Here is a 25,990-nt window from a genome sequence, read left to right as displayed (position 1 = left end):
ATTGCATTTGGCTATGAAATATAATAATGCCTGATTTCATGATAATAAAAACTGCATTCTCCAGGGGGTTGAATGCAGTTTTTACTCTTTTTAATTAATTAGTGGATGCTCTCCATGCTTCGACTGCATGAATAATTCGCTGTACGCCTTCTTCAATGGTTGCCCGCGGACATGCCACATTAATACGCATAAAAGCGTCTCCTTCATCTCCATAGTCCTGTCCGGGATTCAAACCGACACGTCCTTTATCGATCATAAATCGATTTAATTCTTTTTTATCCATATTCAGCTCCGAGCAATCTACCCAGACAAGGTAGGTTCCTTCCGACTTGATTACTTTTAGTTCAGGTGCATGAGCGGCAAACTTTTCTTTAATATATGCTGTATGGCTTTCAACAACTTCGAGCAGTTCTTCCAGCCAAGGCCCGCCATGACGATAGGCAGCTTCCATAGCTGTAATAGCCATTCCGTTTAAAGAGTTATTTAAACCTTGACGGAGAAATGCTTTTTCTAATTTTTGTTTGTTTTGCTTGTTTGGCGTCACGGCATAGGAAGCTTGCAAGCCTGCTAAATTAAAAGTTTTAGAGGGAGCCATGCAAGTAATGGTTTTATCAGCAATTTCTTCTGATAAGCTGGCAATTGGCAGATGTTTATGTCCTTTGAAAACTAAATCAGCATGAATTTCATCAGAGAAAATCATCGCATCATATTGTAAACACAGCTCTGCCATTTTTCGGAGCTCTTCCTCTGTCCAGACACGGCCTACCGGATTATGAGGTGAACATAAAATAAATGCCTTCACACCACTTGCTAATTTCTTTTCCATATCCTCAAAATCTATGGTGTAATAATCATCTTGTTGAACTAATGGATTCTTTACAACTTCACGGTCTAACACCTTTATAATGTTATAAAAAGGTGTGTATACAGGTGTTTGAATCATAATCTTATCACCTGGTTCAGTGAATGCCTGCAATGCCATATGTAGCGTATTGATCACGCCAGGGCTGTAGTTAAGCCAGTCCGCTTGGATATCCCATCCATGTCGGTTTTTAACCCAATCTGTGATAGAAGATGTGACATCTTCATCGATTACTGTATATCCGTAAATCCCGTGCTCTGCACGTTTAATAAGCGCTTGATTCACAGCTTCCGGGGCCTTAAAGTCCATATCTGCTACCCACATTGGGATAACATCTTCCGACTGGAACCTTTTTTGAAGCATATCCCATTTCATTGATTTGGTTTGCTTACGGTCATGTACCTCTTCAAAAATACTCATTCTTCGTTTGCCTCCTTACATGATTTCATTTTTCTATTATAACAAAGATTCCTCAGAAAGATAGAAAGCTAACCTGAAACTTACTGTTATTCATTTTTGGACAAAAAAAAGCAAAGCGTGAATACGCTCTGCCTACAGGGGGAATACGAGAAAGCCTTACAATTATAGTAATACCCGCTGTTCACAAAAATAAACCAAAAACTTTTAAAAAAGTTTATTAAATTTATTTTTACTAAAGTTTGCTTATTTAACGGTGCTCACAGATGCAAAAAAACCTTCCTTTTATAGAGAGAGTCCATAAAAGGAAGGTTTTCTATTTTTTACAATCTCTTTTCAAGTTCTTCTTTTTCTTCTTCAAAACCAGCTTTTCCAAGCAGGGCAAACATATTTTTCTTATATGCTTCTACGCCAGGCTGGTCGAATGGGTTAACACCAAGCAGATAGCCGCTGACAGCACATGCTTTTTCAAAGAAGTATACTAAATAGCCAAAAGTATATGCATCCAGTTTTGGAACTTCGATAATCAGGTTTGGAACATCACCATCTGTATGTGCTAATAAGGTTCCTTGGAATGCTTTATCGTTAATTTCATGAATACTTTTGCCAGCCAGATAATTTAAGCCATCCAAATCATTTTCTTCTTCTTCCACCTTCAAATTCTTCTTAGGCTCATTCACATGAAGGATGGTTTCGAAAATATTTCTTCTTCCTTCTTGGATATATTGTCCAAGAGAGTGTAAGTCTGTAGAGAAGTTGGCAGATGACGGATAGATTCCTTTTTGATCTTTCCCTTCACTTTCGCCAAACAGCTGTTTCCACCATTCAGAAAAATATTGTAGTGCCGGCTCATAATTAATGAGCAACTCAGTTACTTTTCCTTTTTGATACAGAATGTTACGCACGGTTGCATATTGATATGCCGGATTGCGATAGACGTCAGGAACAGCCAGGTCTTCCATGGCAGTTTGTGCCCCTTTCATCATGGCATCTATATCAATATTGCTTGCTGCAATCGGTAATAGACCTACTGCAGTTAATACAGAATAACGTCCGCCGACATCATCAGGAATAACGAATGTTTCATAACCGTTTTCATCAGCTGTAGTTTTTAAAGCGCCGCGTTTACGGTCGGTTGTTGCATAGATACGTTTTTTAGCCTCTTCTTGACCATATTTTTCTTCCAGCAGCTTTTTAAAGATACGGAAAGCAATGGCAGGTTCCGTAGTTGTTCCGCTTTTAGAAATAACATTAATAGAGAAATCTTTATCTTTCAGTATGTCCGTCAATTCACTCATATAAGTAGAGCTTAGGTGGTGGCCAACAAAAATAACCTGAGGTGCTTTTCTCTCTTCTGAGGAAAGCAGATTTTGGAAGGAGTGGTTGAGCATTTCTAACGCTGCTTTCGCTCCAAGATAAGAACCGCCGATACCGATAACAAGCAGGATATCAGAGTCACTTTTAATTTTTTCTGCACTTTTCTTGATACGTGCATATTCTTCCTGATCATAATTTTTAGGAAGGTCCACCCAGCCTAAAAAGTCATTACCTGCACCGATTTTTTCATGAATCATCTGGTGCGCGCGCAATACAAATGGAGACAGGTTTTTAATCTCTTCTTTGCCGAAAAATGAAAGTGCTTTATCATATTTAAACGTTACATGTGTCATTTAGATTTCCCCCTTAAAAATTGATTCCATATCTGATTCTACTTTAATCTATTAATGTGATGAAATCAAGGCTAAGGGTCTGAAACGGGTTTGCCAGAAAGGAAAATAACGTTCTGAAAAAAGGTTAAAAATAACGGGATGCTTTTAAAAAAGAGGATAATAGTAGGCTGTTTTGAAGAAAAACAAAGCCCGAAGAACAGAAGTAACAGAATATGAAAAACACCCAAGAGCGTTAACGCACTTGGGTGATGATTTTGCCTTACTTATTCTGTGTCTGGTCAATCCAGTCCTGGAGTTTGTCCTTCAGAATATTAAAACCGCTTGAGTCATTATTAGAATCATAATTGTTTGCGGTATTCTCTTGTTTCACTGTTTCTTTTGGTGCTTCCTCGGTAGCGCGGATAGATAAAGAAATTTTTCCTTTTTCTTCATCAATTTGAATGACTTTCACATTAACTGAATCACCGACACTCAAGTGTTCATTAATATCTTTTACATAGCCGTGCATGATTTCAGAAATATGAACTAACCCCTGAGTGTCTCCATCAATTGCAACAAATGCGCCATAAGGCTGGATACCAGTTACTTTTCCTTCTATTACTTGACCAATTTCTACGTTTGCAGTCACATTAAACATCTCCTATACCTTTTTATACCTTTTATAAGCTATCCAAAGCGGATGGAAAAAGAAAAGCCAGATTTTAGCGGGGGTTTTATCAATTATTGCTGAGAACCAGCTGATCAAAACCGTTATCTTTTTCTGCATCTTTTGAACACGTACTTTTTCAACAATAAAATAGTATATCATAATCTATAGGAAATGGCTAATCTAACAATTGTTCTTTCACTGCTGCCGTTTGCTGAGACAGATAAGTGTATCTTTTTCTTCAAGTATATATGTTGTCTCCGGATGAAGGATATAATCTTTTTCACGAACAATACCAATTACTAGAATCTCTTTTCCCAAGAAAAAAGTGACTGCTTCTGTATAGGTTCTTCCTGTTAAAGAAGGAGGTACAGCCCGATGAACAAATTTTTGCTGGGTGAGAAGGTGATAAACATCTTCAAACGGCGTTGATTGCACCTCAGGATCCAATTCATGAAAAAACAGGCTGCTCATAAAATCATTTGACCGGATAATCGTTGTTGCTCCAGCGCGGGCAGCATTATCGATCTGCTTTTTGGATAGAATCTCAGAAACAATGGGGACATCCGGATTATTTCCGCGTATAGCAATCGTAGTCAGAATGGTATGTGTATCCGAGTCATAATCTGATTTTTGATTATCTGCAGCAACAAATACACAGGACGCCGCCTTAATATTTGCCATATGCAGGATGGCATCTTCGGTTGCATTGCCTTTAATATAATGGACTGGCAATTTGGTATAGGAAAGGTTATTTAATGTCCGATCAATGATAACGATTTTCTTATTGTAGTAATGCTCGATGATTAAATGGACAAGCTGGCGGGTACGTTCATTAAAACCAATAAAGACATAGTGGCCTGCTCCGTGAAAAGCAAGCTTCCCTTCCTGTGATTTTTTTTCACGTTTAATCACGGTCGTAGATAAGGATGCAATATAGAATGCAATTAACCCGCCTCCGCTTAAAATTAAAAATGCAGCAAGTAATCTCCCGATTAATGTTGCCGGCACATAATCTCCATAGCCGACAGTTGCCCCGGTAACGAGCGCCCACCAAATGCCGTCTGTTACCGTTGGAAAGGTTTCCGGTTCAATTAAATAAATAAGGTATCCAAAGAGCGGCATAGCAACCAGTACAAGCAGCAGCAATTTCAGGATATTGGGTATACGGTAATAAAGCAGTCTGAAAAAACGTACATTCATCGGGAGCCCTCCAATCTATATCGATTAGTATGTGCAAAAAGAAGGGATAGTTATTCGTTTTTTCTTGAAAGCTATGAAAGTATAAAAAAATGCTGAATATAGCCGCTCCAACAGGTTTCATGGGGTAAGTAATCTTCGATGTTGTCAGGTTAATGCGACCGCTGCGACGGGTTATGGTGGGGTGAGTAATCGCAACCCCAGAAAAACACTACGCTTTCCATGGTTGCGCTCAGCCTCCTTTAAAGAAGCATAGTTGCACTTATGCCCCGCAGAAAAAAAGAAGTTCGCTTTTTTTCTGCGGGGTCTTCACACTGGGACTGGGACTGCGATTACTCGTCCCATCGAAGAGCTTTTGCGCTTTCCCATAGGAGTCTCCGTGTTTTCCTCCACTAGATAGGTTTTATTACTATCTGTATAATATTTAAGAAAATTCATTAACCTGACAACATTGCTTCAATTGCTTGTCCTATCCCAAAGCGTCGCTAGAATTTGTGTTATTTCTTTGTAAAAAAGTAAATAAAACATAATTCCTCTTAGATGGGAGCGGATGTTGTCGACTCCTGCGGGAAAAGCAACAGGTGAAGACCCCGCAGGAAGCGGTTTTCTTCCGAGGAGGCTAAGCCGTTGCCCGTGGAAAGCGACTTCCCGGAGCGGACATCTCTTTGGCTAGAACACCAATGTTTTAATGCTCAAGTGATGTAACCTAAAAAACATCCATCACACAGGCGAATGGATGCTTTTAGAAAATATTATATTGCTTTCAACGTTTCTTTCATACTTTCATAAACAATGGACCAATTATCTTGGTCATCCCGATAAGATTTGGAGATAAAACGATGCATTTGTTTTTGTTTTTCCTCAAAGTCATCGGCATCCTTAGAAGGAAGCTGCGCACGTGCTTCATCTATATAAGCTTGAATTTTAGACGCTCTCGGTCCCCATTTGCCAGCTTCATTTCCTTCTGAATCGATAAAGATGATAATCGGAATCGATCTGGCTGTTCCGTTTGTCAAGTATTGATCCATCAATTCAAGATTATTATCCCGAAGCAAAGCTTTAACAGGCATATTGCCAGCTTCTGAAATTTTAAGAAGGATCGGCATATTTAACATTGCGTCGCCACACCAATCTTCTGTAAGAATAATGGCTCTTAAGTTCATATTTTTAACTTCTTCAAAAAAGGCTTCATCAGCTGGTAATGAAAAATTATCATAGATGTATAATAAATCCTCTTTATTTACTTCCATTGCTTCAATGTATTCATCTGGATCAAGTCCTTTGTCATACCACTCGTTTAATGACATCTATATCCCTCATTTCAATTATTTGATATAGTAAGTGTACCTTCTTCTGTAAATTTGGTAAACAGTTGTTACTTATTATGGAGAGGTTCTGTAAATCTTCCTCCTTCAAATGAAGCGTGAATGGTAAATCACTTTAGATGGAAGAATAGTTGATAGGAGGCTATAAAATGGCAGATACACAATATGATTTTTTAATGGATTTACTTGATACCCCATCTCCATCAAGTATGGAAATGGAAATTCAAAAGAAATGGATCCACTATGTTAAGGAGTTTGCGGATGAAATTAGAACAGATCATGTCGGCAATGCAATCGCAGTATTGAATCCGGATGCTCCATTTAAAGTACTTTTAGCAGGTCATTGTGATGAAATTGGCTTAATGATTCAACGCATCGATGAGCGCGGCTTTTTATTTTTTGAAAAAATGGGCGGCATCAATCCAAAAGCAGCTGTAGGGATGCGGGTAACGGTGCTGGGCTATCAGGAAACCTTTACAGGTGTTGTTGGGGTAAATGCGCAGCATCTCGGCGGAATAAAGGGTGATTTTGATGTACAGGACTTATACATTGATTGCGGCTTCCAATCAAAGGAAGAAGCACTCAGGAAGGTGCAGGTTGGCGATCTCTGTGTGTTCAAAACGGAGCCTGAAATATTACAGGACCGTTATGTTTCAGCGAGAGGATTGGATAATCGTACCGGAGCTTTTATGGTCGCAGAGGTAATTCGCAGGCTCTCTGAAAAGGATTTGTCCATTGGCGTTTATGGCGCAAGTACGGTCAATGAAGAAACAAATATGGGAGGGGCGTATTTTGCCGCTGCTGGTATAGAGCCGGATTTTGCCATCGCTATGGATGTAACCTTTGCAACGGACCACCCTAATGTAAATACGAAAAAGCAAGTGGAAGTTGAGTTAGAAGGAGGTCCGGTTTTGGCTAAAGGCGCTCCAATTCATCGTAAAATCAATCACTGGCTGGAAAAAGCAGCGAAGGAAAAAGACATACCTTTACAATATGAGTTAACACCTAAGGCAACAAGTACAGATGCAGATAAAATGCGCTATACAGGCAAAGGTGTACCAGTAGCGCTGGTGTCTCTGCCGCTCAGGTATATGCATTCACCTGTAGAAACAGTAAGCAAAAAAGATATGGAAATGGAAATTGAATTATTAATAACGATGCTTGAAAATATGACAGGAAAAGAAAATTTAAACCCATTATATGATGAGAAAAATGGATAATGTGAAGATATATTGAATTAAAAATTTTTCTCTTGTCAAATGCGTTTTATATGGTATACTATACCTAAATTAAATATTCGATTCCAATCTTCGGGGCAGGGTGTAATTCCCGACCGGCGGAAATAGTCCGCGAACTGTATAACGTTACAGTTGATCTGGTGAAATTCCAGAACCGACAGTGATAGTCTGGATGGGAGAAGATGTCGAGCTTATTTTATTCACTATACGTGTATGTTTTTGCGTATTTATTTAGCGATGACACAGAACCCTGAAGCCTCAAGAGCTTTAGGGTTTTTTTAGCGGGATAGGCATGATAATGTTTAGTAAAGAGATACCGCTTTTCTGGGTTGTGCACAGAATAAAGAATAGTATCGGACCTTCATCACGAGTTGGAATCGGAAAAATGATGGAGGAGGCAGACTGATGCAAAAAAAGAAGAAAAATCAGCTGTTAAAGTTAATTATTATCGCATTATTAAGTACTATTTCACTCGTGTTATTTTTTATTAATTTTCCGTTGCCGTTTTTACCAACACCTTATTTAAAGGTGGATTTCAGTGATGTTCCTGCGTTAATCGCATCGTTGATATTCTCGCCGTTAGCCGGAGTGCTTGTCGTAGGATTTAAGAACTTGTTATATCTGGCTGTATCAGGTTCTGGAGAGCCGATTGGCGTGTTATCTAATTTTGTGGCAGGGATTATGATTGTATTGCCGGTATCACTCATTTATCATCGGGTCAAAGGCTTAAAAGGCCTTATTACAGGGCTTGCAGCGGGTACCGTTATCATGGCGGTTGGCATGAGCGTACTCAACTATTACTTCATTTTACCGGCGTACGGCTGGTTTATGGGCTGGGAAATGTCTGAGCAAGTGAAGTGGGTTACCGTTATCGGCGGGGTGCTCCCGTTCAATTTTATTAAAGGAATTATTATCGCGATTTTGTTTATCCCGTTATTTAATAGAATGCAAAGCTGGATTCAGCAGCAGCGGACCAGATTTATATAAAGAGAAACTTCTTCAGCCGGGAGCCGAAAAGAAATTTTCCGCTGAAGGTTACATGCAAAAAAAGCAGAGACTTGGATAAAATAAGTCTCTGCTTTTTTTGTAATTCTGTTTTTAGTCCCAGACAATTATTCTGTATCGGTCGCTTCCTCCACAAGAATGCTTGCAGTAGGCAATACCTCAAGTCTTTCTTTAGGGATAGGCTTTCCGGATTTTTCACTGATTCCGTATGTGCCGTCTTCTATTCTTTGTAACGCATCGTCAATCTCCGTAATCTCTTCTTTTCGCATCAGGTTGAACCCGGCCTCCCGCTGCTGTTCAAACTGCTCTGTTCCTAAATCAGCCGGATGATTATTGACGGAAGCGAGTTCATCATCTTGATTATTATCTGTTTCTAAATGGGATTCCGCTTCCTCTTTCATGTCTAAAAGTCTTTTTTTAAAATAAGTGATATCTTCTTTCGTTAAATGTTCCGCTTGCATGATTACCATCCTTTCTAAATGATTTATCCACAAATGCTTATAAAGGTTGTTCAAAAAGCCCAATCAACATGACATACCAAATCTCTATCGGCCTTTTTGAACAAGCACTTTTATCACAGAGAACTGTCCGTAAAACTCCCGCTGCGTGAAGTTTCGTTTTAGAACAATCCGGAAATTAACAAAGAGAGACCTAACAGCATCCCGTAAATCGTATTTGTTTTCGCTGTTTTAGCCATCGCCGGCATCATTTCAATCGCTTTTGTCTTTCCTTTAAATTGGATGATGACACTGGCTGCCGGTGGAATACTCAGCAAAGTAAGGAAAGACCATAAGGGCAGAGCGCCTGTCAATATAAGAATAATAGTGATTGAAAATGAAACAATAAACAACAAAGCAAGCAGCTTGATTGATTTTGGTCTGCCAAGAAGAACGGCAATGGTTTTTCTTCCGCCTCTCTTATCTCCATCACGATCCCGGATATTGTTGGCAAAGTTAATACAGCCGATAAATATCGTAATTGGAAGGGAAATCCAAATCATTTCCGCCGTAACGGAAGCCGTTTGAATATAATAGGTAATCCCAATAATAACGGATCCCATCAGCACACCAGAGAACAATTCTCCAAAAGGTGTGTAGGAAATCGGAATAGGACCTCCAGTATATAAATAACCGATTGCCATGCAAAATAAACCAATAATTGCAATCCACCAGCTCGATGCGATACATATGTATACACCGATTCCAACGGATATAGCATAAAAAAGTAAAGCAATGTTACGAATCCGCTTCGGGTGCATGCCGTCCCGGACAATGGAACCGCTGATTCCGACCGATTGATCGTTATCTAATCCGCGTACAAAATCGTAGTATTCATTAAACATATTGGTAGCTGCCTGAATTAGTAAAGAGGCAACCATCATCGCAAAAAACAGCAGCCAATCAATGGTACCTTCATTAAAAGCAATCATTGTCCCGACAAAAACCGGAACAAAGGATGCTGTGAGCGTATGCGGCCGGATTAATCGCCACCATTTATGAAATCCTTCCCGTTCATTCAGTAATTCTTTTATATCAGCCGAATCTTTCGTCGTCATTACCTGCTTCCTCCTAAAAAACAATATCGTATTTATTTTAGATAAGGGACAGAGACGTGTCAAACCTATTTTACGGGAGGAATAGACAGTTATGGATGGAAAATGAGAAAAGCATAGCAGATTTAAACGAATTAGTAGGCTTTTCTTGAGAAAGTAACGAAAAGGGCATAAAATAGGAGGGGATAAAAAATACCTGTCCAACTTATGAAAGGATGTTCAAGAAGTATAATAAAAAAGAGGTTATCTCTTTTGTGATTCTTGAACACGTACCTATTACGGAGGTTTATCAACATGATCGAAGTAAAAGAAAAACAGTTTACTGCTGAATTGGAAGCTGCTATACAGTCCGTTCATACAGATCAAAAAAACAAACTGTTTAGTTATACGGAAAAAATCAATCCAGTTAATTTATATAGATTTTTAGAAAAATCGGCTGATTTAAAGCTTCCCCGTACATTTTGGTCCAGTGCAAATGAAGATTTTCAAATGGCGGGGGCGGGGCATGCTTTTGAATTATCTGCTAAAGCCTCTTCCTCTCGCTATGAACAAGTGGAGCAGGAATGGCATGCTTTATTAAGTGATGCTGTTATTTATAACCCCTATCATGTTTCAGGTACCGGGGTTGTCGCACTTGGAGGTTTTTCTTTTGACCCGTTAAAGCCGCAGACAAAGCTGTGGGAAAACTTTCCCTGCAGTCATTTTTCCATTCCAAGCTATATTCTGACTCATGCAGAAGGGAATTATTACCTTACCCTAAATCGCTTCATCCGCACAGACGAAACGTATGCCGTTGTATTGGAGCAATTACAAGACCATCGTCAGGCCCTGCTGAATAATGCAGAGAATAAGAGGGATGGATCTGCATTGCACATTCAACGTAAAACAGAGATTGATCCGGAACAATGGAAGGAAACAATTAAAAAAGCTACGGATGTGATGAAAAATACGGCAGTTGATAAAATTGTGCTGGCAAGAGAGGTACGGCTGCATTTTAATCAATCAGCAAACATTCCCGACATTCTCAAGCGTCTTGTAGATACGCAGCCAAATACCTATGTGTTTGGCTATGAAATGGGAGAGGATTGTTTCCTTGGAGCAACGCCGGAGCGTCTCGTTAAAGTGAAGGATGACGAAGTGCTTTCTACCTGCTTAGCCGGTACGGCACCGCGCGGAGAGACAATGGAAGAGGACGAGCAAATTGCTGATAATCTGTTTAGAGATCCAAAAAACCGTGAGGAGCATGATTATGTCGTGCAGATGATCCGCAATACGATGGAGGCTTACTGTACGGATGTTAATGTTCCTTCTGAACCGGCTGTGCATCAATATAAAACACTTCAGCATTTATATACTCCGGTGCGTGCCAAGCTGAAAAAAAATCACCGTATTTTTTCCATTATCAGCGGACTGCATCCGACGCCGGCTCTTGGAGGAACGCCGAGACAGGAAGCATTGGCATTTATCCGCGAAAACGAGTTGTTGGACCGGGGCTGGTACGGAGCGCCTATCGGCTGGATGGACAGTAATAATCATGGTGAATTTGCTGTAGCCCTGCGTTCGGCACTTATCCAAAAGGATGAAGCCTCCCTGTTTGCAGGCTGCGGAATCGTCGAGAATTCGATTCCAGAAAGTGAATATGAAGAAACTAATATTAAATTGATGCCGATGTTATCTGTTTTAGGAGTGGATTAAAAAAATGAACTACACAGAAAGCTTAACACGTTATACTGCAAACTTTATTGATGAGCTGGAAAAGAACGGGATGACTGATGTTGTGATTTCTCCCGGCTCCAGGTCCACTCCGCTGGCACTGGTATTTAGAGAGCATCCTTCTATCAAAGAATGGATAATTATCGATGAGCGTTCAGCAGCATTTTTTGCATTAGGATTAGCGAAAAAAACAAATCGGCCAGTAGCTCTGGTCTGTACATCGGGAACTGCTGCTGCAAATTATTACCCGGCTATTGTAGAGGCTTTTTACAGCAGAGTGCCCCTGCTTGTTTTGACGGCGGACCGTCCGCATGAATTACGTCAGGTTGGTGCCCCGCAAGCCATTGAACAAATAAAAATGTATGGAGATTATGTAAAATGGTTTCATGAAATGGCAACCCCGGAAGGAACGCCGCCAATGCTGCGTTATGCGCGTCAAAAAGCAGCCCAGGCTTTTGCTTTTACAGAGCAGGGGAATAAAGGACCCGTTCAAGTAAACTTTCCCTTTAGAGAACCGCTCACACCAGATTTCACACTTCCTGATATTTGGGGCGCTGAAAAAGAGAAATCTATTGCCGGCATAAACAGAATGGAAGGCATGAAGTATTTAGGCGAAGAACAAATACAGGAACTTACAGCTCTTTTTGGTTCTTCTCAAAAAGGGCTCCTTGTGTGCGGGCCAGAGATGAATGTAAATTTTGCAGAGCGTGTATGCGAACTGGCTCAAGCTTGGAATTTGCCTGTTCTGGCTGACCCCTTATCACAGCTGCGGACAGGGGACCATGATAAAACTCATGTCATTGAAGGGTACGATGCGTTCTTACGAGATTCAGAAATCCGTGAGCGGCTGCAGCCGGATTATATTATCCGCTTCGGAGCGATGCCGGTCTCGAAAGCATATTTGTTTTATGTCAAAGAGCATAGCCATATTCCGCAGTTTGTTGTAGAAGAGAATGAAGGTTTCCGTGACCCGACCGGCAATGATACAGCTTATATCTATGCTGACCTAAGACAACTATGCAGCCAGCTGATTGAAAAGGCGCCGGATAAGCTTCCGACTGCAGCATGGCTGGATGAATGGCTGCATTATAATCAAATTGCTAAGAATCATTTATTATCTGGAGAAGAAACGCACGTAACAGAAGGAGAAGCTGCCCGCGGAATAGCAGCTGTTATTCCAGAGCAGACAACGTTATATGTCGGAAACAGTATGGCTGTCCGTGATGTGGATAGCTTTTTTATGGTGTCTTCGAAGGCTGTTTCCATCCTTTGCAATCGGGGAGCAAATGGGATTGATGGTGTGATTTCAAGTGCTGTTGGTGCTGCGGCAGCTGGCCAGCGGGTTACACTGCTGATTGGAGACCTCTCCTTTTTCCATGATATGAATGGACTGCTGGCGGCAAAACAATACCAGCTTCCAATCACCATTGTATTAGTAAATAATAACGGCGGAGGAATTTTTTCTTTTCTTCCGCAGGCTAATGATAAGAAGCATTTTGAAGCACTTTTTGGCACACCGGTCGATCTGCCATTTGAAAAAGCCGGTTCGTTATACGGCGCAGCTTATCAGATTGCTTCAACAGAAAGTGTTTTAAAGGAAAAGCTGAAGCAAAGCTATCAGCAATCCGGTTTATCCATCATTGAAGTAAAAACAGATCGTGATGAAAATGCTGTCTGGCACCGGGAGAAATGGAATCGAATTATGGCAGAGATAAAAGAGGGATGGCAATGAGTCCAGCCGGCTTACCATACGAAATCCTCGGTGAAGGAGAACCTGTGCTGTTTTTACATGGATTTACCGGAACGCGTGAGACCTGGCGGGAAACCTGCTCGTATTTACCCGGGTATCAATGTATTTTAGTGGATTTGCCAGGACATGGAGAAGCAGACAGTACCATTACTTCGATGAAGGATTGCTGTACCCTGCTTGCAGAGCTTTTAGATAAATTAGGAATAAAAAAAGCACATGTCGTCGGCTATTCTATGGGAGGAAGAACCGCACTGAGCTTTGCGATGTATTATCCGGAGTATATTGCTGCGCTTGTATTAGAGAGTGCTTCTCCGGGATTAAAGGAGGAAGCTGCCCGCCGTGAACGAATAGAGAAGGACGAGCAGCTGGCACAGCGTATTTTGGAAAATGGCGTCGAAGCATTTGTGGATACATGGCAGAAGCTTCCTTTATTCGCCACCCAAAAAGAGCTGCCGGATCATGTGCAGCGGAATCTCCGTAAGGAACGTCTTTCTCAAAAGGAGGAAGGCTTGGCGATGTCTCTGCAGGCGATGGGAACAGGAGCTCAGCCCTCCTGGTGGGGGCATTTATCAGAGCTTGCGAAACCGGCTTTATTGATTGCCGGCGAAGAAGACGAAAAATTTGTCGCTATGAATCAAATGATGCAAAAAGAAATCCCACAGGCAGCGTTCATGCTTTGTCCGAAAGCCGGTCATGCTGTTCATGTGGAAAAATCGCGAAACTTTGGTAAAATGGTAAATGTGTTCTTAAATGAAAATCATATTACGTCATAAGCCTTGCGCTTGAAAGGAGTCATTAACATGACAGTGGAATGGCAAAAAGTGAAGAACTTTGAAGAAATTATTTATGAAAAATACAACGGGATTGCAAAGGTAACAATAAATCGGCCTGAAAAACGTAATGCCTTTACACCAAATACCGTAAAAGAAATGATTGAAGCTTTTACAGATGCAAGAGATGATTCTTCCATCGGCGTGATTGTGTTAGCTGGAGAAGGAGATAAAGCATTCTGTTCCGGCGGAGACCAGTCTGTCCGCGGCCATGGCGGCTATGTTGGCGGCGATGAAGTTCCGCGTTTGAATGTACTTGATCTGCAGCGCTTAATCCGTACTATTCCGAAGCCGGTGGTTGCGATGGTTTCTGGCTATGCAATCGGAGGCGGACACGTGCTTCATGTAGTGTGTGACTTAACGATTGCTGCAGATAATGCAATCTTTGGACAAACCGGACCAAAAGTTGGCAGCTTTGATGCTGGTTATGGTGCAGGCTACTTGGCTCGTATGGTCGGTCATAAGCGCGCACGTGAAATCTGGTACCTGTGCCGTCAATATAATGCGGAAGAAGCATATGAAATGGGATTGGTAAACACCGTGGTACCTTTGGAAAAATTAGAACAAGAAACCTTACAATGGTGTGAAGAAATCTTAGAGAAATCGCCAATGGCATTACGCTTCCTGAAAGCATCCTTTAATGCAGATACGGATGGCTTAGCAGGACTGCAGCAGCTTGGCGGGGACGCAACCCTTCTTTACTACACAACAGATGAAGCAAAAGAAGGCAGAGATGCATTTAAAGAAAAAAGAAAACCGAACTTTAAACAGTTCCCTAGATTCCCTTAAGTCAGTATGGAAGAAACCTTTGCAGATTACGCAAAGGTTTCTTTTCGCAAGGGAAGGAATATATTTTAATAACGACGGAGGAAGTAAAATGAGTACAGTTATTCCCCATTGGCTTGATAAACAAGCCGATTTATCCCCCGATGAAACAGCCGTAGAATGGAAAGATGGCACTACCGTGACGTTTAGCCAGCTGGCTGAAAAGAGCCGGGAAAAAGCAAGAAAGCTTGCTGCCGCTGATGTAAAAAAAGGCGATCATGTGGCGGTGCTTTCAGGCAACAGCATCGAAATGATGGAGGCCATTCATGCTTGCAGTTATTTAGGTGCAGTGGTTGTTTTATTAAATATGCGCTTAACTGCTTTTGAACGGAAACAGCAAATGGAAGATGCAGGAGTCACGCTGCTGATTGCAGAAGCAGAAGAGGAGACTTTGACAGAAATAAAACAGCTGACGTTTGAACAGCTGAATCAATTAAAAGCTTCCCCTCATGTACAGCTTTTGGAAGAGATAGAGCTGTCTAATGTATTTACAATGATGTATACCTCAGGGACATCCGGTTTTCCGAAGGCTGTCCAGCATACGTATGAAAATCACTGGTGGAGTGCAACAAGCTCCAGCTTGAATTTCGGAAAGCACAATGACGATAAATGGCTGATTCCACTCCCGCTATTTCATGTGAGCGGACTGTCTACCATGTTAAAAGGAATTATTTATGGCATGCCCATTTATTTATTGGAAAAATTCAATGTGGAAGATGTGCATGATGCGATTATGAATAAGAAGGTAACCATCGCTTCTGTTGTTACAGTCATGCTGCAGCGCCTGGTAAGTTATCTGGGGGAATCAAGCTATCCGGAGGCTTTCCGCTGTATGCTTCTCGGAGGAGGACCGGCGCCAGAATCGCTGCTGCAGCAAACGAAAGCGAAACAAATTCCGGTGTTTCAGTCCTATGGTATGACGGAAACGGCTTCTCAGATTGTGACATTAAGCCCAAGAGACGCACTTCGAAAAGTGGGTTCAGCAGGAAAACCGCTGTTTCCGGCACAATTAAAAATACGCGGAAAGCAGGCGAATGAAGTTGGGGAGATACTTGTTAAGGGGCCAATGGTGACACCTGGTTATTATAATAGACCAGAAGCGAATGAAAAATCTTTCTTAAATGGCTGGCTGGCAACAGGCGATGTGGGGTATTTAGATGAAGAAGGCTTCTTATATGTGGTTGATCGCCGCAGTGATCTAATTATTTCCGGCGGGGAAAATATTTATCCGTCAGAAATTGAAAATATATTGCTGCAGATAGAAGGAATTCGGGAAGCGGGGGTAACCGGCTTGACGGACAAGGAATGGGGAGAAATTCCGGTTGCTTTTGTTGTTACGGACAAAATGATTACAAAAGAGGAGATTCTTTCTTTCTTAAAGGATAAATTAGCACGTTATAAACAGCCGAAGGAAATTCATTTTATGGATCAATTACCGAGAAATGCTGCAAATAAGCTGGTTCGTCAGGCATTAAAGAATTATCGATAGGCGCATAGCAAGTTTGTAACAGAATTTTTGCTGTTTCTTTACAGTTTCATAAAATAGGTTTGGCTCTTTTTAATGACGGGTAGCGCTAACTATACTGTTTAGAAAGGGGCAAAAATCAATGGGAAACTTTATGAACGATTATTTTACAGCAAACTTTTGGACTGGACTCCAAAATGTGGTTATAGCGCTTATTGTTCTTCTTATCGTATGGCTGCTTGCTAAACTGATAAGCAACGTAGTAGAAAAAGCGTTAAAGAAAACGAACTGGGATGATAAGCTATTTAATCGGTTCCGGTTAAAAGGGGAACCGGTGAAGTCAGAAAAGGTTATTGCAAAAGCAGTTTATTACATACTGCTGATTGTTGCATTTATTTTGTTCTTCAATATTCTTAATCTGTCGATGATTGCTAATCCATTATCGGATTTGATCTCAACATTCTTAAATTTCATACCGGCAGTAGTGAAGGCAGCATTAATTTTACTATTGGCTTGGGTCATTGCAACCGTTGTCCAATGGATGATTGTTGAAGGAAGCAAGAAACTGCGCATTCAGCGCCTGTTTTCCAAAATAGGAGTTGCTGATTCTGAGGATGGAATCCGAAAAACAACAGAAACTATCGGGAAATTTGCGTTCTATCTTATTTTACTCCTATTTATTCCTGGTGTACTGCAGGCTTTAAATATTCAGGGGGTTGCCGAACCGTTTAGCGGTCTGTTGGCGTCTGTTTTAAACTTTATCCCTAAACTTGCTGCAGCCGTACTTATTTTTGCAGTAGGCTGGTTTGTCGGCAAGATTGTCCGCAGTGTAGTGACAAATTTATTAGACGCAGCAGGTACAGAAAAATGGATTCAAAAATTAAAGCTGTCCAATTTATTTGAAGGGACATCTTTTGCAAAATTTGTCGGAAACATTGTTTTCATTCTTATTCTGATTCCAATTACGATTTCTGCGTTGGAACAATTAGAATTAGCAGGGATTACGGAGCCGGCAATCGGCATGCTGCACAGTGTCGTGCAGATGATTCCGAATATCCTGATTGCAATTGGTTTAATTCTGGTGGGAATCTGGTTAGGCAAGCTGATTGGTGAATTTGTCAGCAGTTATCTTGCTAAATTAGGATTTAATCGTTTTGTTTCCACTGTCAGCAATAATAAAGCAGTGGACCAGGCGAAATGGACGCCATCTTATATTGGCGGCTATGTTGTACAGATTTTAATTATTTTCTTCTTAACGGTGCAGGCATTGTATATTATTCAGCTGGATTTCCTGGTAGGAATTGCAACTGCGATTACTGCTTATCTGCCAAATGTTCTGGCAGCAGTGCTTATTTTGGGTATTGCTTTATTACTTGGTTCGATGGTGCAAAAAGTATTGCTGCATCTGTTAAATGGACCGGCAACTGGTGTGCTTGCAGGGTTTGCCAAGTATAGTATTTTGATTCTGGCAGCATTTATGGCTGTATCCCAACTGGGTATTGCATCAACTATTGTAAACAGTGCATTTATCTTGCTGCTGGCCGCATTAGCATTGGCATTTGGACTTGCCTTTGGTTTGGGAGGAAAAGATTTTGCAGCAAAATATCTGCAGAAATTTGATAGAACAATTGATAATACTTCCATTAACCAGGAGCAGCAGAATCGTACGGACAATAATGATAATCTGTAATAACAGTTTGAAAAGGCGTGTGTACCTTCAAAGGTATATGCGCTTTTTTCATATTTAAGAGATTATTTTCGTTTTTTGCGGAGAATATAATCGTGAGGTGATGAAATTGGATAAACAAAAATATTTTATCAGTGTTGGACAAGGTGAAATTTCCCGGACTCCGTACCAGGGAAATGATGATTTTGTGATTTATGCAACGGCAGAAGAAATACTCATGCTGCGCAGAAAATTTGAAGGACTGCATGAAGCGAGTTTTGACAGCTACAAACGGTCTCACATCCCTTTTGTACCTTACCATTTGGATACTGCCAATGATGTCTATGATGAAACGATGGCAGGAGTGTATCAAGCGTTATATGACCTGGGGGATGAAAATACGAAGAACCATATTCGGACTATGGGAATATTAGATGAAGAATAGGTAAAAAAGTACTTTAGTACGAAAATGTTTAGATGATATAATAAAAAGGTATAGTATAGTATATGAAAAATCAGAAATAAAGAATTTTTCATCAGTAAAAACAGGTTTTTTTAGACAGGAAACATAGATAAGAAGAGGGAGTGCTGTATATGAGAAAGCTCGCTTTAATTCTTTGTTTTACAATGATGACAGCCGTTATTTTATCTATCACTGTACCTGGAGAATCTGCTGTCGAAGGAAACAATCAGATCGGTGCATCTGCAGAAGCAGAAGAAATGCAGCCGGATAAGGAAGAAGTTATTCGCGTTATGAACGGGTTAGAAGATACATTGAAGCAGGATGCGGATGATTCGTATAAGCTGAAGCATTATGCAACAGAACAGGAGCTTACAGAAGCTTTTGAAGCATATGTTACACCAGAATTAGCCGCAGCCTTTGTTGACTATTACTTCCGGGCTGAAGCGGACGGCGTTTATGTTATCCCGACACAAACGGAGCCATGGTTTCAAGAAGAAAATGAATATGATATGATAAATATATCAAATCATTCTGTACAAGTAGTACAGGAAAATGAAAATGACATGGTAGGGAGTTACACTCTTGTGGTGGAGATGGCATTTCAAAACGGCTGGAAAATTCAAGGTATAAGCTATAAGTGATAACAGCCCTGTGGGAAAGTAGTGGAAGTAGTGAACGTTTTTAAGGATTTTTACAATAATACGGTACAATTATCTTTTTTAGATCATCCATTTTCGAAAAGTCCGAAGCATGTATGGGTGATTTGCAGATATAAAGATAAATGGCTGTTAACGGACCACAAGGAAAGAGGAATTGAGTTTCCTGGAGGGAAGGTCGAACCAGGAGAAACTGCAGAGCAGGCGGCTGTCCGGGAAGTTATGGAGGAAACAGGGGCAACGGTAAACAAGCTTCATTACATTGGACAATATAAAGTGGACGGGCGTTATGAAACAGTTATTAAGAATGTCTACTATGCGGAAATTGATGAATTGATTCCGCAATCTACTTATTATGAAACGAAAGGTCCGGTATTCCTAAAGAATATCCCGGCGAATGTAAAAAGGAAAACGGATTTTAGTTTTATTATGAAGGATGCTGTACTAGAATCCTGTTTGCTCCGGATAAAAAAATCGTATGTATAAAAATAGCAGTCAGCTGAGCGCTGGCTGCTATTTTCGAATCAGCATCTGCTCTATTTTTTCTACGGTTTTGTACATAATCGCCGCAAGGATAGCGATGATGACAAGGCTGGACATAACAAGCGTAAAATCAAATACTTGAAAGCCGTAAATAATTAAATATCCTAACCCCTGTTTGGAAACTAAATATTCTCCGACAATAACTCCTACCCAGGATAGCCCGACATTTACCTTTAAGGTGGAGATAATAGCCGGTAAAGAGGCAGGAAAAACCGCTTCTTTAAAGCATTGCCATTTTGTTGCTTCAAAGCTCCGCAATACTTTTAAATAGTTTTGGTCGACCTCGTTGAAAGCCGCAAATACAACAAGGGTGGTAACAATAACAGAAATAATAAATCCCATCGCAATGATGGATAAATAGCCGGGACCAAGTGCTACGATGAGTATCGGGCCGAGAGCCACTTTTGGCATTGCATTAAAAACTACCAGATAAGGATCCATGACTTTCGCAAAACGATGAAAGCTCCAGAGCATAGAAGCAATGATAATCCCGGCAATTGTGCCGATCAAAAAGCCGAGGATGGTTTCAAACAGCGTAATCTGAATATGACTGAGTAAGGATCCCTCTAAGAGCCGGCTCCATATTGAGCTGAATACACGGCTGGGCGAGCTGAAGAGCAGCGGATCTATCCAGTAAAACCTGCTGGCTGTCTCCCAGAGAGCAAAAAATAAAATTAAAATAGACAGCTGCCAGGTCAGTACAATCTTAGCTTCTTTTTTTAATTTTTGCTGATAGAGTGCAAATAACTTAGGACCGTTCATAAGCATCCTCCTCTAGAGGCTTTACTGTATCTTTTTGCTGGTCTAAGTCCGCCCAGATTTTATCGAAAAGCCGGCTGTATTTTGGATGCTTTCTTGCCATAAACGGTGATTCATTTCGTAATTCAACAGGCACGTCATATACTTTTTCAATTGCACCGGGATGCGAAGACATCAGAATAATCCGGTCGCTCATTGAAATAGCTTCCCCGATATCATGTGTTACCAGAATGGCTGTTTTTTGATAAGCTTTTAATAAATCAGCTACCAATACTTCCAGTTTTAGCTTTGTCTGAAAATCCAGAGCAGAAAAGGGTTCATCCAGTAAGAGAATTTCCGGCTCTGTGATAAGTGTTCTGATTAATGCCGCCCGCTGCCGCATCCCCCCTGATAATTCATTAGGGTATTTATCAGCGACATCTTCTAGTCCGACTTCTTCCAAAAGGGCAATTGCTCTTTGCTTTAAATCCTCTGGCTTCCGTTTTCTGATTCTGGGTCCAATGAGCACATTATCAATAATGTTTTTCCAGGGAAACAAATAATCCTGCTGGAGCATATAGCCGATTTCTAAATCGCTTCCGTCTATATTCTTCCCGTTTACTAAAATATTGCCTTCAGCAGGTTGCAGCATTCCAGAGATAAGAGAGAGCAGCGTAGATTTACCACAGCCGCTTGGTCCGAGCAATGAAATGAATTCATTCTTTTTCACAGAAAAAGAGATATTGTGCAGCGCTTCTGTATATTGTTTTTTGGAGAAGTAATAATGAGATACCCGCTCTAATGTAAGATAAGACATTGTTGACCTCCTTTATTCCCCGATGATCCGCTCTGCATACTCTGTGTTGACGAGATCTTCATATGGAGCATCTCCAGGGAGCTCCCCGGCTTCATCCATAATATCTTTTAGGTTTTCCCAGGCATCCTCTTCCAGCAGCGGAGATGTCGCAAAGGAGCCTTGCTGTTTATAGCGGTCGATGGCATTAGCGAGCATTTCTACATCGGTATCTTCAAAATAAGGCTCTACCACTTCTGCAATTTCTAACGAATCTGTCTCCTCCACCCATTGCTGTGCTTTATAGATTGCTCTGGTAAATGCTTCGACAGTTTCCTCTTCTTCCTCTAAAAAGCTTTGCTTTGCCATGAAGACAGTATATGGCACTTGCCCGGATTCTTCTCCGAAAGAGGCGACAATCTCACCCTGGCCATTTGCTTCAAAAATACTTGCGGTTGGTTCAAATAACTGCACATACTCATAATCCCCGCTGGCAAAAGCGCCTGGAATATTTGCAAAATCAATATTCTGAACTAAATTTAAATCTTCTTGAGGGTTGATATCATGCTGCTTCAAAACATACTCCCCAACCATCTGAGGCATTCCGCCGACACGCTGACCGAGAAAATGGCTGTCGCGTAAATCCTCCCAATTAAATTCTTCATCTGCGTCCTTGGCTACTAAAAATGTTCCGTCCGTCTGAGTCAGCTGGGCGAAGTTCACAGCGTAATCCCTGGAATCCTGAGCATAGACATAGATAGATGTTTCTGAGCCGACCAGCGCAATATCTGCGCTGTCAGATAACAGTGCTGTCATTGTCGTATCGCCGCCCCATGTTGTTTGCAAATCGACCTCCAGTCCTTCTTCTTCAAAAAAGCCTTTTTCTAAAGCAACATATTGCGGTGCATAAAAAATGGATCGTGTGACTTCTGCAAGGTCTATCTGGGTCATTTTATTTTGATTACAGGCACTAATGAGAAGCAGAGAACAAATCAATAGAATGAAACAAGCGAGCTTTCTCATTTTCTTCTTCCTTCCTTTCTCAAAAAACTGTTCTTGAACATCTTGTATAAATATATGTTTCGCGGGATGATTGTGTGAACGCCTAGAATTTGGAGATTTTGTGAGGTGAAAAGAAAAGAGCAGCAAAAAAAGGATAAACCCAAATTGGAGTTTATCCTTTTTTTGCGTGAACATGCTATTTTGGAGAAGCTGTTTGATTATACTGGACGATACAGCGGACCAGCCTGTTGAATTGTGTCGCTGACTTCCGTGAATTTCTCGAAATTCATATGGAATTTTCCGGCTAAATTTTTAGCTTCCAGTTCATAACTTTCCTTATCTGCCCAAGCATTTTTAGGAACAAGAACTTCATCAGGAACACCTGGAATGAATTTTGGGATAGCCAACCCGAAAATTTCATCTGTTGTTGTTTCCGCGTCATTTAACTCGCCGATTAAAGCGGAGTGCACCATCGCACGCGTGTAGGATAATTTCATTCTCGTTCCTACACCGTACATGCCGCCGGTCCAGCCGGTATTAATCAGGAACACGTTAGCATCAAATTTATCAATTTTTTCTCCGAGCATTTCTGCATAGACAGATGGATTTAATGGTAAAAACGGAGATCCGAAGCATGCTGAGAATGTAGCGACAGGCTTAGTTACACCACGTTCTGTACCAGCCAGCTTGCTCGTGTATCCGCTTAAGAAATGATACATTGCCTGCTCTTTTGTCAATTTACTGATTGGCGGTAAAGTACCGGAAGCATCTGCGGTCAGGAAAATAATTGTATTTGGATGTCCGGCTACACTTGGCTCTAAGCTGTTATCAATATTTTCTAATGGATAAGCCGCCCGTGTATTTTCTGTTAACAAAGTATCATCATAATCCGGGACGCGTGTATCTTCATCCAAGGCGACATTTTCCAAAACAGATCCGTAGCGGATAGCATCAAAGATTTGCGGCTCTTTTTCTGCAGATAAATTAATGCATTTTGCATAGCAGCCGCCTTCAATATTAAAGACACCTTCGTCACTCCAGCCATGCTCATCATCACCGATTAACCTTCTGTCAACGTCAGCTGAAAGTGTGGTTTTTCCAGTTCCGGATAAACCGAAAAATAAAGCGACATCGCCATCTTCTCCGACGTTAGAAGAGCAATGCATGGACAGAACATTTTGCTCGGGGAGGAGGAAATTAGCTACAGAGAAGATAGATTTTTTTATCTCTCCCGCATATTCTGTTCCGCCGATAAGCACAATGCGCTGTTCAAAGGAAATGAGAACAAAGGCTTCGGAGTTTGTACCGTCAACTTCCGGGTCTGCTTTAAAACCGGGAGCAGAGATTACTGTAAAATCAGCTTCATGTAATTGCTCCATTTCTTTTTCAACAGGAATAAATAATTGTCTTGCGAATAAATTATGCCAGGCATATTCATTGATTACCTGAATAGGCAGTTTGTATTTTTCATCCGCACCCGCATAAGCTTGCAGATGAAAAATTTCTTCTTGGTTATCTAAATAGGCAATCACTTTGCCAATCAGCCTATTAAAGACTTCCTCTTCAATAGGCTGATTAACATTTCCCCAGTCTACCTTATCCGCTGATAAAGCATCTTTTACAATAAATTTATCTTTTGGAGAACGTCCCGTGTATTTTCCAGTGGTGGCACGGACCGCACCAGTAGATGTTAATTTTGCTTCATCACGATGAATAATTTTTTCGATAAGCTGGCCAACAGAATAGTTGCTGTAAATATTAGTTAAAGTGAGCTCCTCCAGTATACTTCTCCGCAATATTTTCATAAAGCAATTATTCACTCCTTATTAATGGTTTAGAATTGATTTTATCTTGAAATATGTTTATTAGTATAACACATTAAATATAATAGTTCATACTAATTTATGAAAAATTATTTTTTCTGTCACAGATGATAATAAGGTTGACAGGAGAGGCTTGTTTCGTTAATCTAAATATTGAACGGATACTCTTATTTGGAGATGGTGGAGGGACAGTCCCGATGAAGCCCAGCAACCTCACTTTAAGTGAAAGGTGCTAACCTGATGCAAGGATCATTCCTTGAACAATAAGAGCGAAAGGCCAATAAGTTTTCCTTTCCTCATATATTTTGAAGGAGAGGTTTTTTTGTTTTTAGGAGACTTTTTAAATATCCTCTAAAAAATGAAACCACATTGGGTGGAATGATAAATTTATATTGAAATAGAGTTCCGTAACATTATTGGAGAAGGGGAGTTAGCCTTATGGCTGCAAATCGTCGTTTATTTACTTCTGAGTCAGTTACTGAAGGGCATCCGGATAAGATGTCTGACCAAATTTCAGACGCTATTCTGGATGAGATTCTCTCGAAGGATCCGAATGCCAGAGTGGCTTGTGAAACTACGGTTACAACTGGAATTGTTTTAGTTGCCGGAGAGATTTCTACAAGTACATATGTAGATATTCCTGCAATTGTACGTGAAACAGTACAAGGAATTGGCTATACACGGGCAAAATATGGTTTTGATTCAGAAACATGTGCTGTATTGACTGCTATTGATGAGCAGTCTCCTGATATTGCCGGCGGTGTGGATGTTGCGCTGGAAGCAAGACAAGGACAAGAAAGTGAAGAAGAAATCGAGGCAATTGGTGCCGGTGATCAGGGATTAATGTTTGGTTATGCATGTAATGAAACTGAAGAGCTGATGCCTTTACCAATTTCTTTAGCACACCGTTTATCCAAAAGATTAGCAGATGTTCGAAAGGAAGAGATTATCGGCTATCTGCGTCCAGACGGGAAAACACAGGTAACCGTTGAGTACGGTGAAGATAATCAGCCGCTGCGTGTAGATACGGTTGTCATTTCTGCGCAGCATCATCCGGATATTACGAATGAACAAATCGAAGCGGATATTATTAAACATGTTGTCGAAGCTGTTGTACCCGGTGAATTACTGGATGAAAAAACAAAGTATTATATTAATCCGACCGGGCGCTTTGTTTTAGGCGGTCCACAAGGCGATGTCGGCTTGACCGGAAGAAAGATTATTGTAGACACTTATGGAGGCTATGCCAGACATGGGGGCGGCGCTTTTAGCGGTAAGGATGCAACGAAAGTGGATCGTTCTGCTGCGTATGCGGCCCGTTATGTTGCTAAAAATATTGTTGCTGCAGGTCTTGCTGATTCTTGTGAGGTTCAGCTGGCTTATGCGATTGGCGTTGCCCAGCCCGTTTCTATCTCAATCAATACATTCGGTACAGGGGAAGTCAGTGAAGAGAGATTAGTGGAAGCAGTCCGGGAGCTATTCGATTTGCGGCCGGCAGGTATTATCCGCATGCTTGATTTAAGAAGACCAATTTTTAAAAACACAGCTGCTTACGGCCATTTCGGACGTACAGATATTACATTCCCATGGGAAAAAACAGATAAAGTAGAAGAATTAAAAGCGTTGACTGCAAAATAAAAAAACGTCAGGTGTCTGAAGATGCCTGACGTTTTTCTTTAAAGAATAAAAGTATATAAAAAATGCTGAATATAGCCGCTCCAGAAATACACTCCGCTTTCCGTGGGCTTGAGCTCAGCCTCCTCGATAAAGAAGACTTAGCGATTGGCAAGCCATCAGGCGCAGACAGA

Annotated in this window: 23 protein-coding genes and 2 riboswitches; of the genes, 12 read left to right on the top strand and 11 right to left on the bottom strand. The window is 40.9% G+C overall.

Features of this window, described 5'->3' with window-relative positions; all coding sequences use genetic code 11:
* Positions 1-94: 94 nt before the first annotated feature.
* From MKY65_RS17085 to MKY65_RS17065, 5 genes are all read right to left on the bottom strand, one after another.
* On the bottom strand, positions 95-1,282 hold the full coding sequence (locus MKY65_RS17085; protein ID WP_339178892.1) for a MalY/PatB family protein: 1,188 nt from the start codon (positions 1,280-1,282) through the stop codon (positions 95-97).
* Between the two features lie 320 nt (positions 1,283-1,602).
* A complete protein-coding gene (locus MKY65_RS17080) occupies positions 1,603-2,949 on the bottom strand; it encodes a glucose-6-phosphate isomerase (RefSeq protein WP_339178890.1) in 1,347 nt (448 codons plus the stop codon).
* A 259-nt stretch (positions 2,950-3,208) separates the two neighbouring features.
* Positions 3,209-3,577: a S1 domain-containing post-transcriptional regulator GSP13 gene (gene yugI / locus MKY65_RS17075; RefSeq protein WP_339178888.1), complete on the bottom strand. Its 369-nt coding sequence runs from the start codon at positions 3,575-3,577 to the stop codon at positions 3,209-3,211.
* Positions 3,578-3,793: 216 nt separating this feature from the next.
* The gene (locus MKY65_RS17070; protein WP_339178886.1) at positions 3,794-4,798 is read right to left on the bottom strand and encodes a potassium channel family protein; all 1,005 of its coding nucleotides are present in this window, start codon (positions 4,796-4,798) and stop codon (positions 3,794-3,796) included.
* A gap of 749 nt (positions 4,799-5,547) precedes the next feature.
* The gene (locus tag MKY65_RS17065) at positions 5,548-6,102 is read right to left on the bottom strand and encodes a thioredoxin family protein (protein WP_339178884.1); all 555 of its coding nucleotides are present in this window, start codon (positions 6,100-6,102) and stop codon (positions 5,548-5,550) included.
* Between the two features lie 167 nt (positions 6,103-6,269).
* On the opposite strand from MKY65_RS17065, the gene MKY65_RS17060 reads away from it, so the two are divergent.
* Complete coding sequence (locus MKY65_RS17060) at positions 6,270-7,340, top strand: M20/M25/M40 family metallo-hydrolase (protein WP_339178882.1); 1,071 nt, start codon at positions 6,270-6,272, stop codon at positions 7,338-7,340.
* 82 nt (positions 7,341-7,422) lie between these two features.
* Positions 7,423-7,546: riboswitch (FMN riboswitch) on the top strand.
* Between the two features lie 217 nt (positions 7,547-7,763).
* Positions 7,764-8,345, top strand: coding sequence for an ECF transporter S component (locus MKY65_RS17055; protein WP_339178880.1), 582 nt, complete (start codon positions 7,764-7,766; stop codon positions 8,343-8,345).
* 125 nt (positions 8,346-8,470) lie between these two features.
* Here the strand turns inward: MKY65_RS17055 and MKY65_RS17050 are convergent, their stop codons facing one another.
* Positions 8,471-8,824, bottom strand: coding sequence for a hypothetical protein (locus MKY65_RS17050; protein WP_339178878.1), 354 nt, complete (start codon positions 8,822-8,824; stop codon positions 8,471-8,473).
* Positions 8,825-8,982: 158 nt separating this feature from the next.
* Complete coding sequence (locus MKY65_RS17045; protein WP_339178875.1) at positions 8,983-9,918, bottom strand: 1,4-dihydroxy-2-naphthoate polyprenyltransferase; 936 nt, start codon at positions 9,916-9,918, stop codon at positions 8,983-8,985.
* A gap of 291 nt (positions 9,919-10,209) precedes the next feature.
* Between MKY65_RS17045 and MKY65_RS17040 the strand changes: the two genes are divergently transcribed.
* The 9 genes from MKY65_RS17040 to ytkD all read left to right on the top strand — a co-directional run bounded on the left by MKY65_RS17040 (position 10,210) and on the right by ytkD (position 19,769).
* A complete protein-coding gene (locus MKY65_RS17040; protein ID WP_339178873.1) occupies positions 10,210-11,610 on the top strand; it encodes an isochorismate synthase in 1,401 nt (466 codons plus the stop codon).
* Between the two features lie 4 nt (positions 11,611-11,614).
* Positions 11,615-13,360 (top strand): 2-succinyl-5-enolpyruvyl-6-hydroxy-3-cyclohexene-1-carboxylic-acid synthase, encoded by a 1,746-nt coding sequence (gene menD / locus MKY65_RS17035; RefSeq protein WP_339178871.1) that lies wholly within the window; start codon positions 11,615-11,617, stop codon positions 13,358-13,360.
* Positions 13,318-14,151, top strand: a complete 834-nt coding sequence (gene menH, locus MKY65_RS17030) for a 2-succinyl-6-hydroxy-2,4-cyclohexadiene-1-carboxylate synthase (protein WP_339178868.1) — start codon at positions 13,318-13,320, stop codon at positions 14,149-14,151. The genes menD and menH overlap by 43 nt, the downstream gene beginning before the upstream one ends.
* A gap of 27 nt (positions 14,152-14,178) precedes the next feature.
* Entirely contained in the window at positions 14,179-14,997 is an 819-nt protein-coding gene (menB, locus tag MKY65_RS17025; RefSeq protein ID WP_339178865.1) for a 1,4-dihydroxy-2-naphthoyl-CoA synthase, read from the top strand.
* Between the two features lie 88 nt (positions 14,998-15,085).
* Positions 15,086-16,522, top strand: a complete 1,437-nt coding sequence (locus MKY65_RS17020; RefSeq protein WP_339178863.1) for an o-succinylbenzoate--CoA ligase — start codon at positions 15,086-15,088, stop codon at positions 16,520-16,522.
* A gap of 118 nt (positions 16,523-16,640) precedes the next feature.
* Positions 16,641-18,188, top strand: a complete 1,548-nt coding sequence (locus tag MKY65_RS17015; protein WP_339178862.1) for a mechanosensitive ion channel — start codon at positions 16,641-16,643, stop codon at positions 18,186-18,188.
* A gap of 100 nt (positions 18,189-18,288) precedes the next feature.
* Positions 18,289-18,609, top strand: coding sequence for a hydrolase (locus MKY65_RS17010; RefSeq protein ID WP_339178860.1), 321 nt, complete (start codon positions 18,289-18,291; stop codon positions 18,607-18,609).
* A gap of 149 nt (positions 18,610-18,758) precedes the next feature.
* Positions 18,759-19,268, top strand: coding sequence for a hypothetical protein (locus MKY65_RS17005; RefSeq protein WP_339178857.1), 510 nt, complete (start codon positions 18,759-18,761; stop codon positions 19,266-19,268).
* 30 nt (positions 19,269-19,298) lie between these two features.
* Positions 19,299-19,769, top strand: coding sequence for an RNA deprotection pyrophosphohydrolase (gene ytkD / locus MKY65_RS17000; RefSeq protein ID WP_339178854.1), 471 nt, complete (start codon positions 19,299-19,301; stop codon positions 19,767-19,769).
* 27 nt (positions 19,770-19,796) lie between these two features.
* Here ytkD and MKY65_RS16995 read toward each other — a convergent pair whose 3' ends face one another.
* The 4 genes from MKY65_RS16995 to pckA form a co-directional block, all read right to left on the bottom strand.
* Positions 19,797-20,588 carry an ABC transporter permease gene (locus tag MKY65_RS16995; RefSeq protein WP_339178852.1) on the bottom strand — a complete coding sequence of 264 codons (792 nt, stop codon included), beginning with the start codon at positions 20,586-20,588 and terminating at the stop codon, positions 19,797-19,799.
* Positions 20,575-21,381 carry an ABC transporter ATP-binding protein gene (locus tag MKY65_RS16990; RefSeq protein ID WP_339178850.1) on the bottom strand — a complete coding sequence of 269 codons (807 nt, stop codon included), beginning with the start codon at positions 21,379-21,381 and terminating at the stop codon, positions 20,575-20,577. Before MKY65_RS16990 ends, MKY65_RS16995 begins: the two co-directional genes overlap by 14 nt.
* Positions 21,382-21,393: 12 nt before the next feature.
* Complete coding sequence (locus tag MKY65_RS16985; RefSeq protein ID WP_339178848.1) at positions 21,394-22,380, bottom strand: ABC transporter substrate-binding protein; 987 nt, start codon at positions 22,378-22,380, stop codon at positions 21,394-21,396.
* Positions 22,381-22,577: 197 nt separating this feature from the next.
* Positions 22,578-24,164, bottom strand: a complete 1,587-nt coding sequence (pckA, locus tag MKY65_RS16980; RefSeq protein ID WP_339178846.1) for a phosphoenolpyruvate carboxykinase (ATP) — start codon at positions 24,162-24,164, stop codon at positions 22,578-22,580.
* A 182-nt stretch (positions 24,165-24,346) separates the two neighbouring features.
* Positions 24,347-24,452, top strand: a riboswitch (SAM riboswitch).
* Positions 24,453-24,620: 168 nt separating this feature from the next.
* On the opposite strand from pckA, the gene metK reads away from it, so the two are divergent.
* A complete protein-coding gene (gene metK, locus MKY65_RS16975; RefSeq protein ID WP_042530704.1) occupies positions 24,621-25,820 on the top strand; it encodes a methionine adenosyltransferase in 1,200 nt (399 codons plus the stop codon).
* Positions 25,821-25,990 lie beyond the last annotated feature (170 nt).

This window comes from Oceanobacillus sp. FSL W7-1293, from assembly GCF_037969815.1.
Lineage (GTDB): Bacteria > Bacillota > Bacilli > Bacillales > Amphibacillaceae > Oceanobacillus > Oceanobacillus oncorhynchi.
The sequence above is the reverse complement of the archived record's forward strand: the minus strand, read 5'-3'. Positions and strand labels throughout refer to the sequence as shown.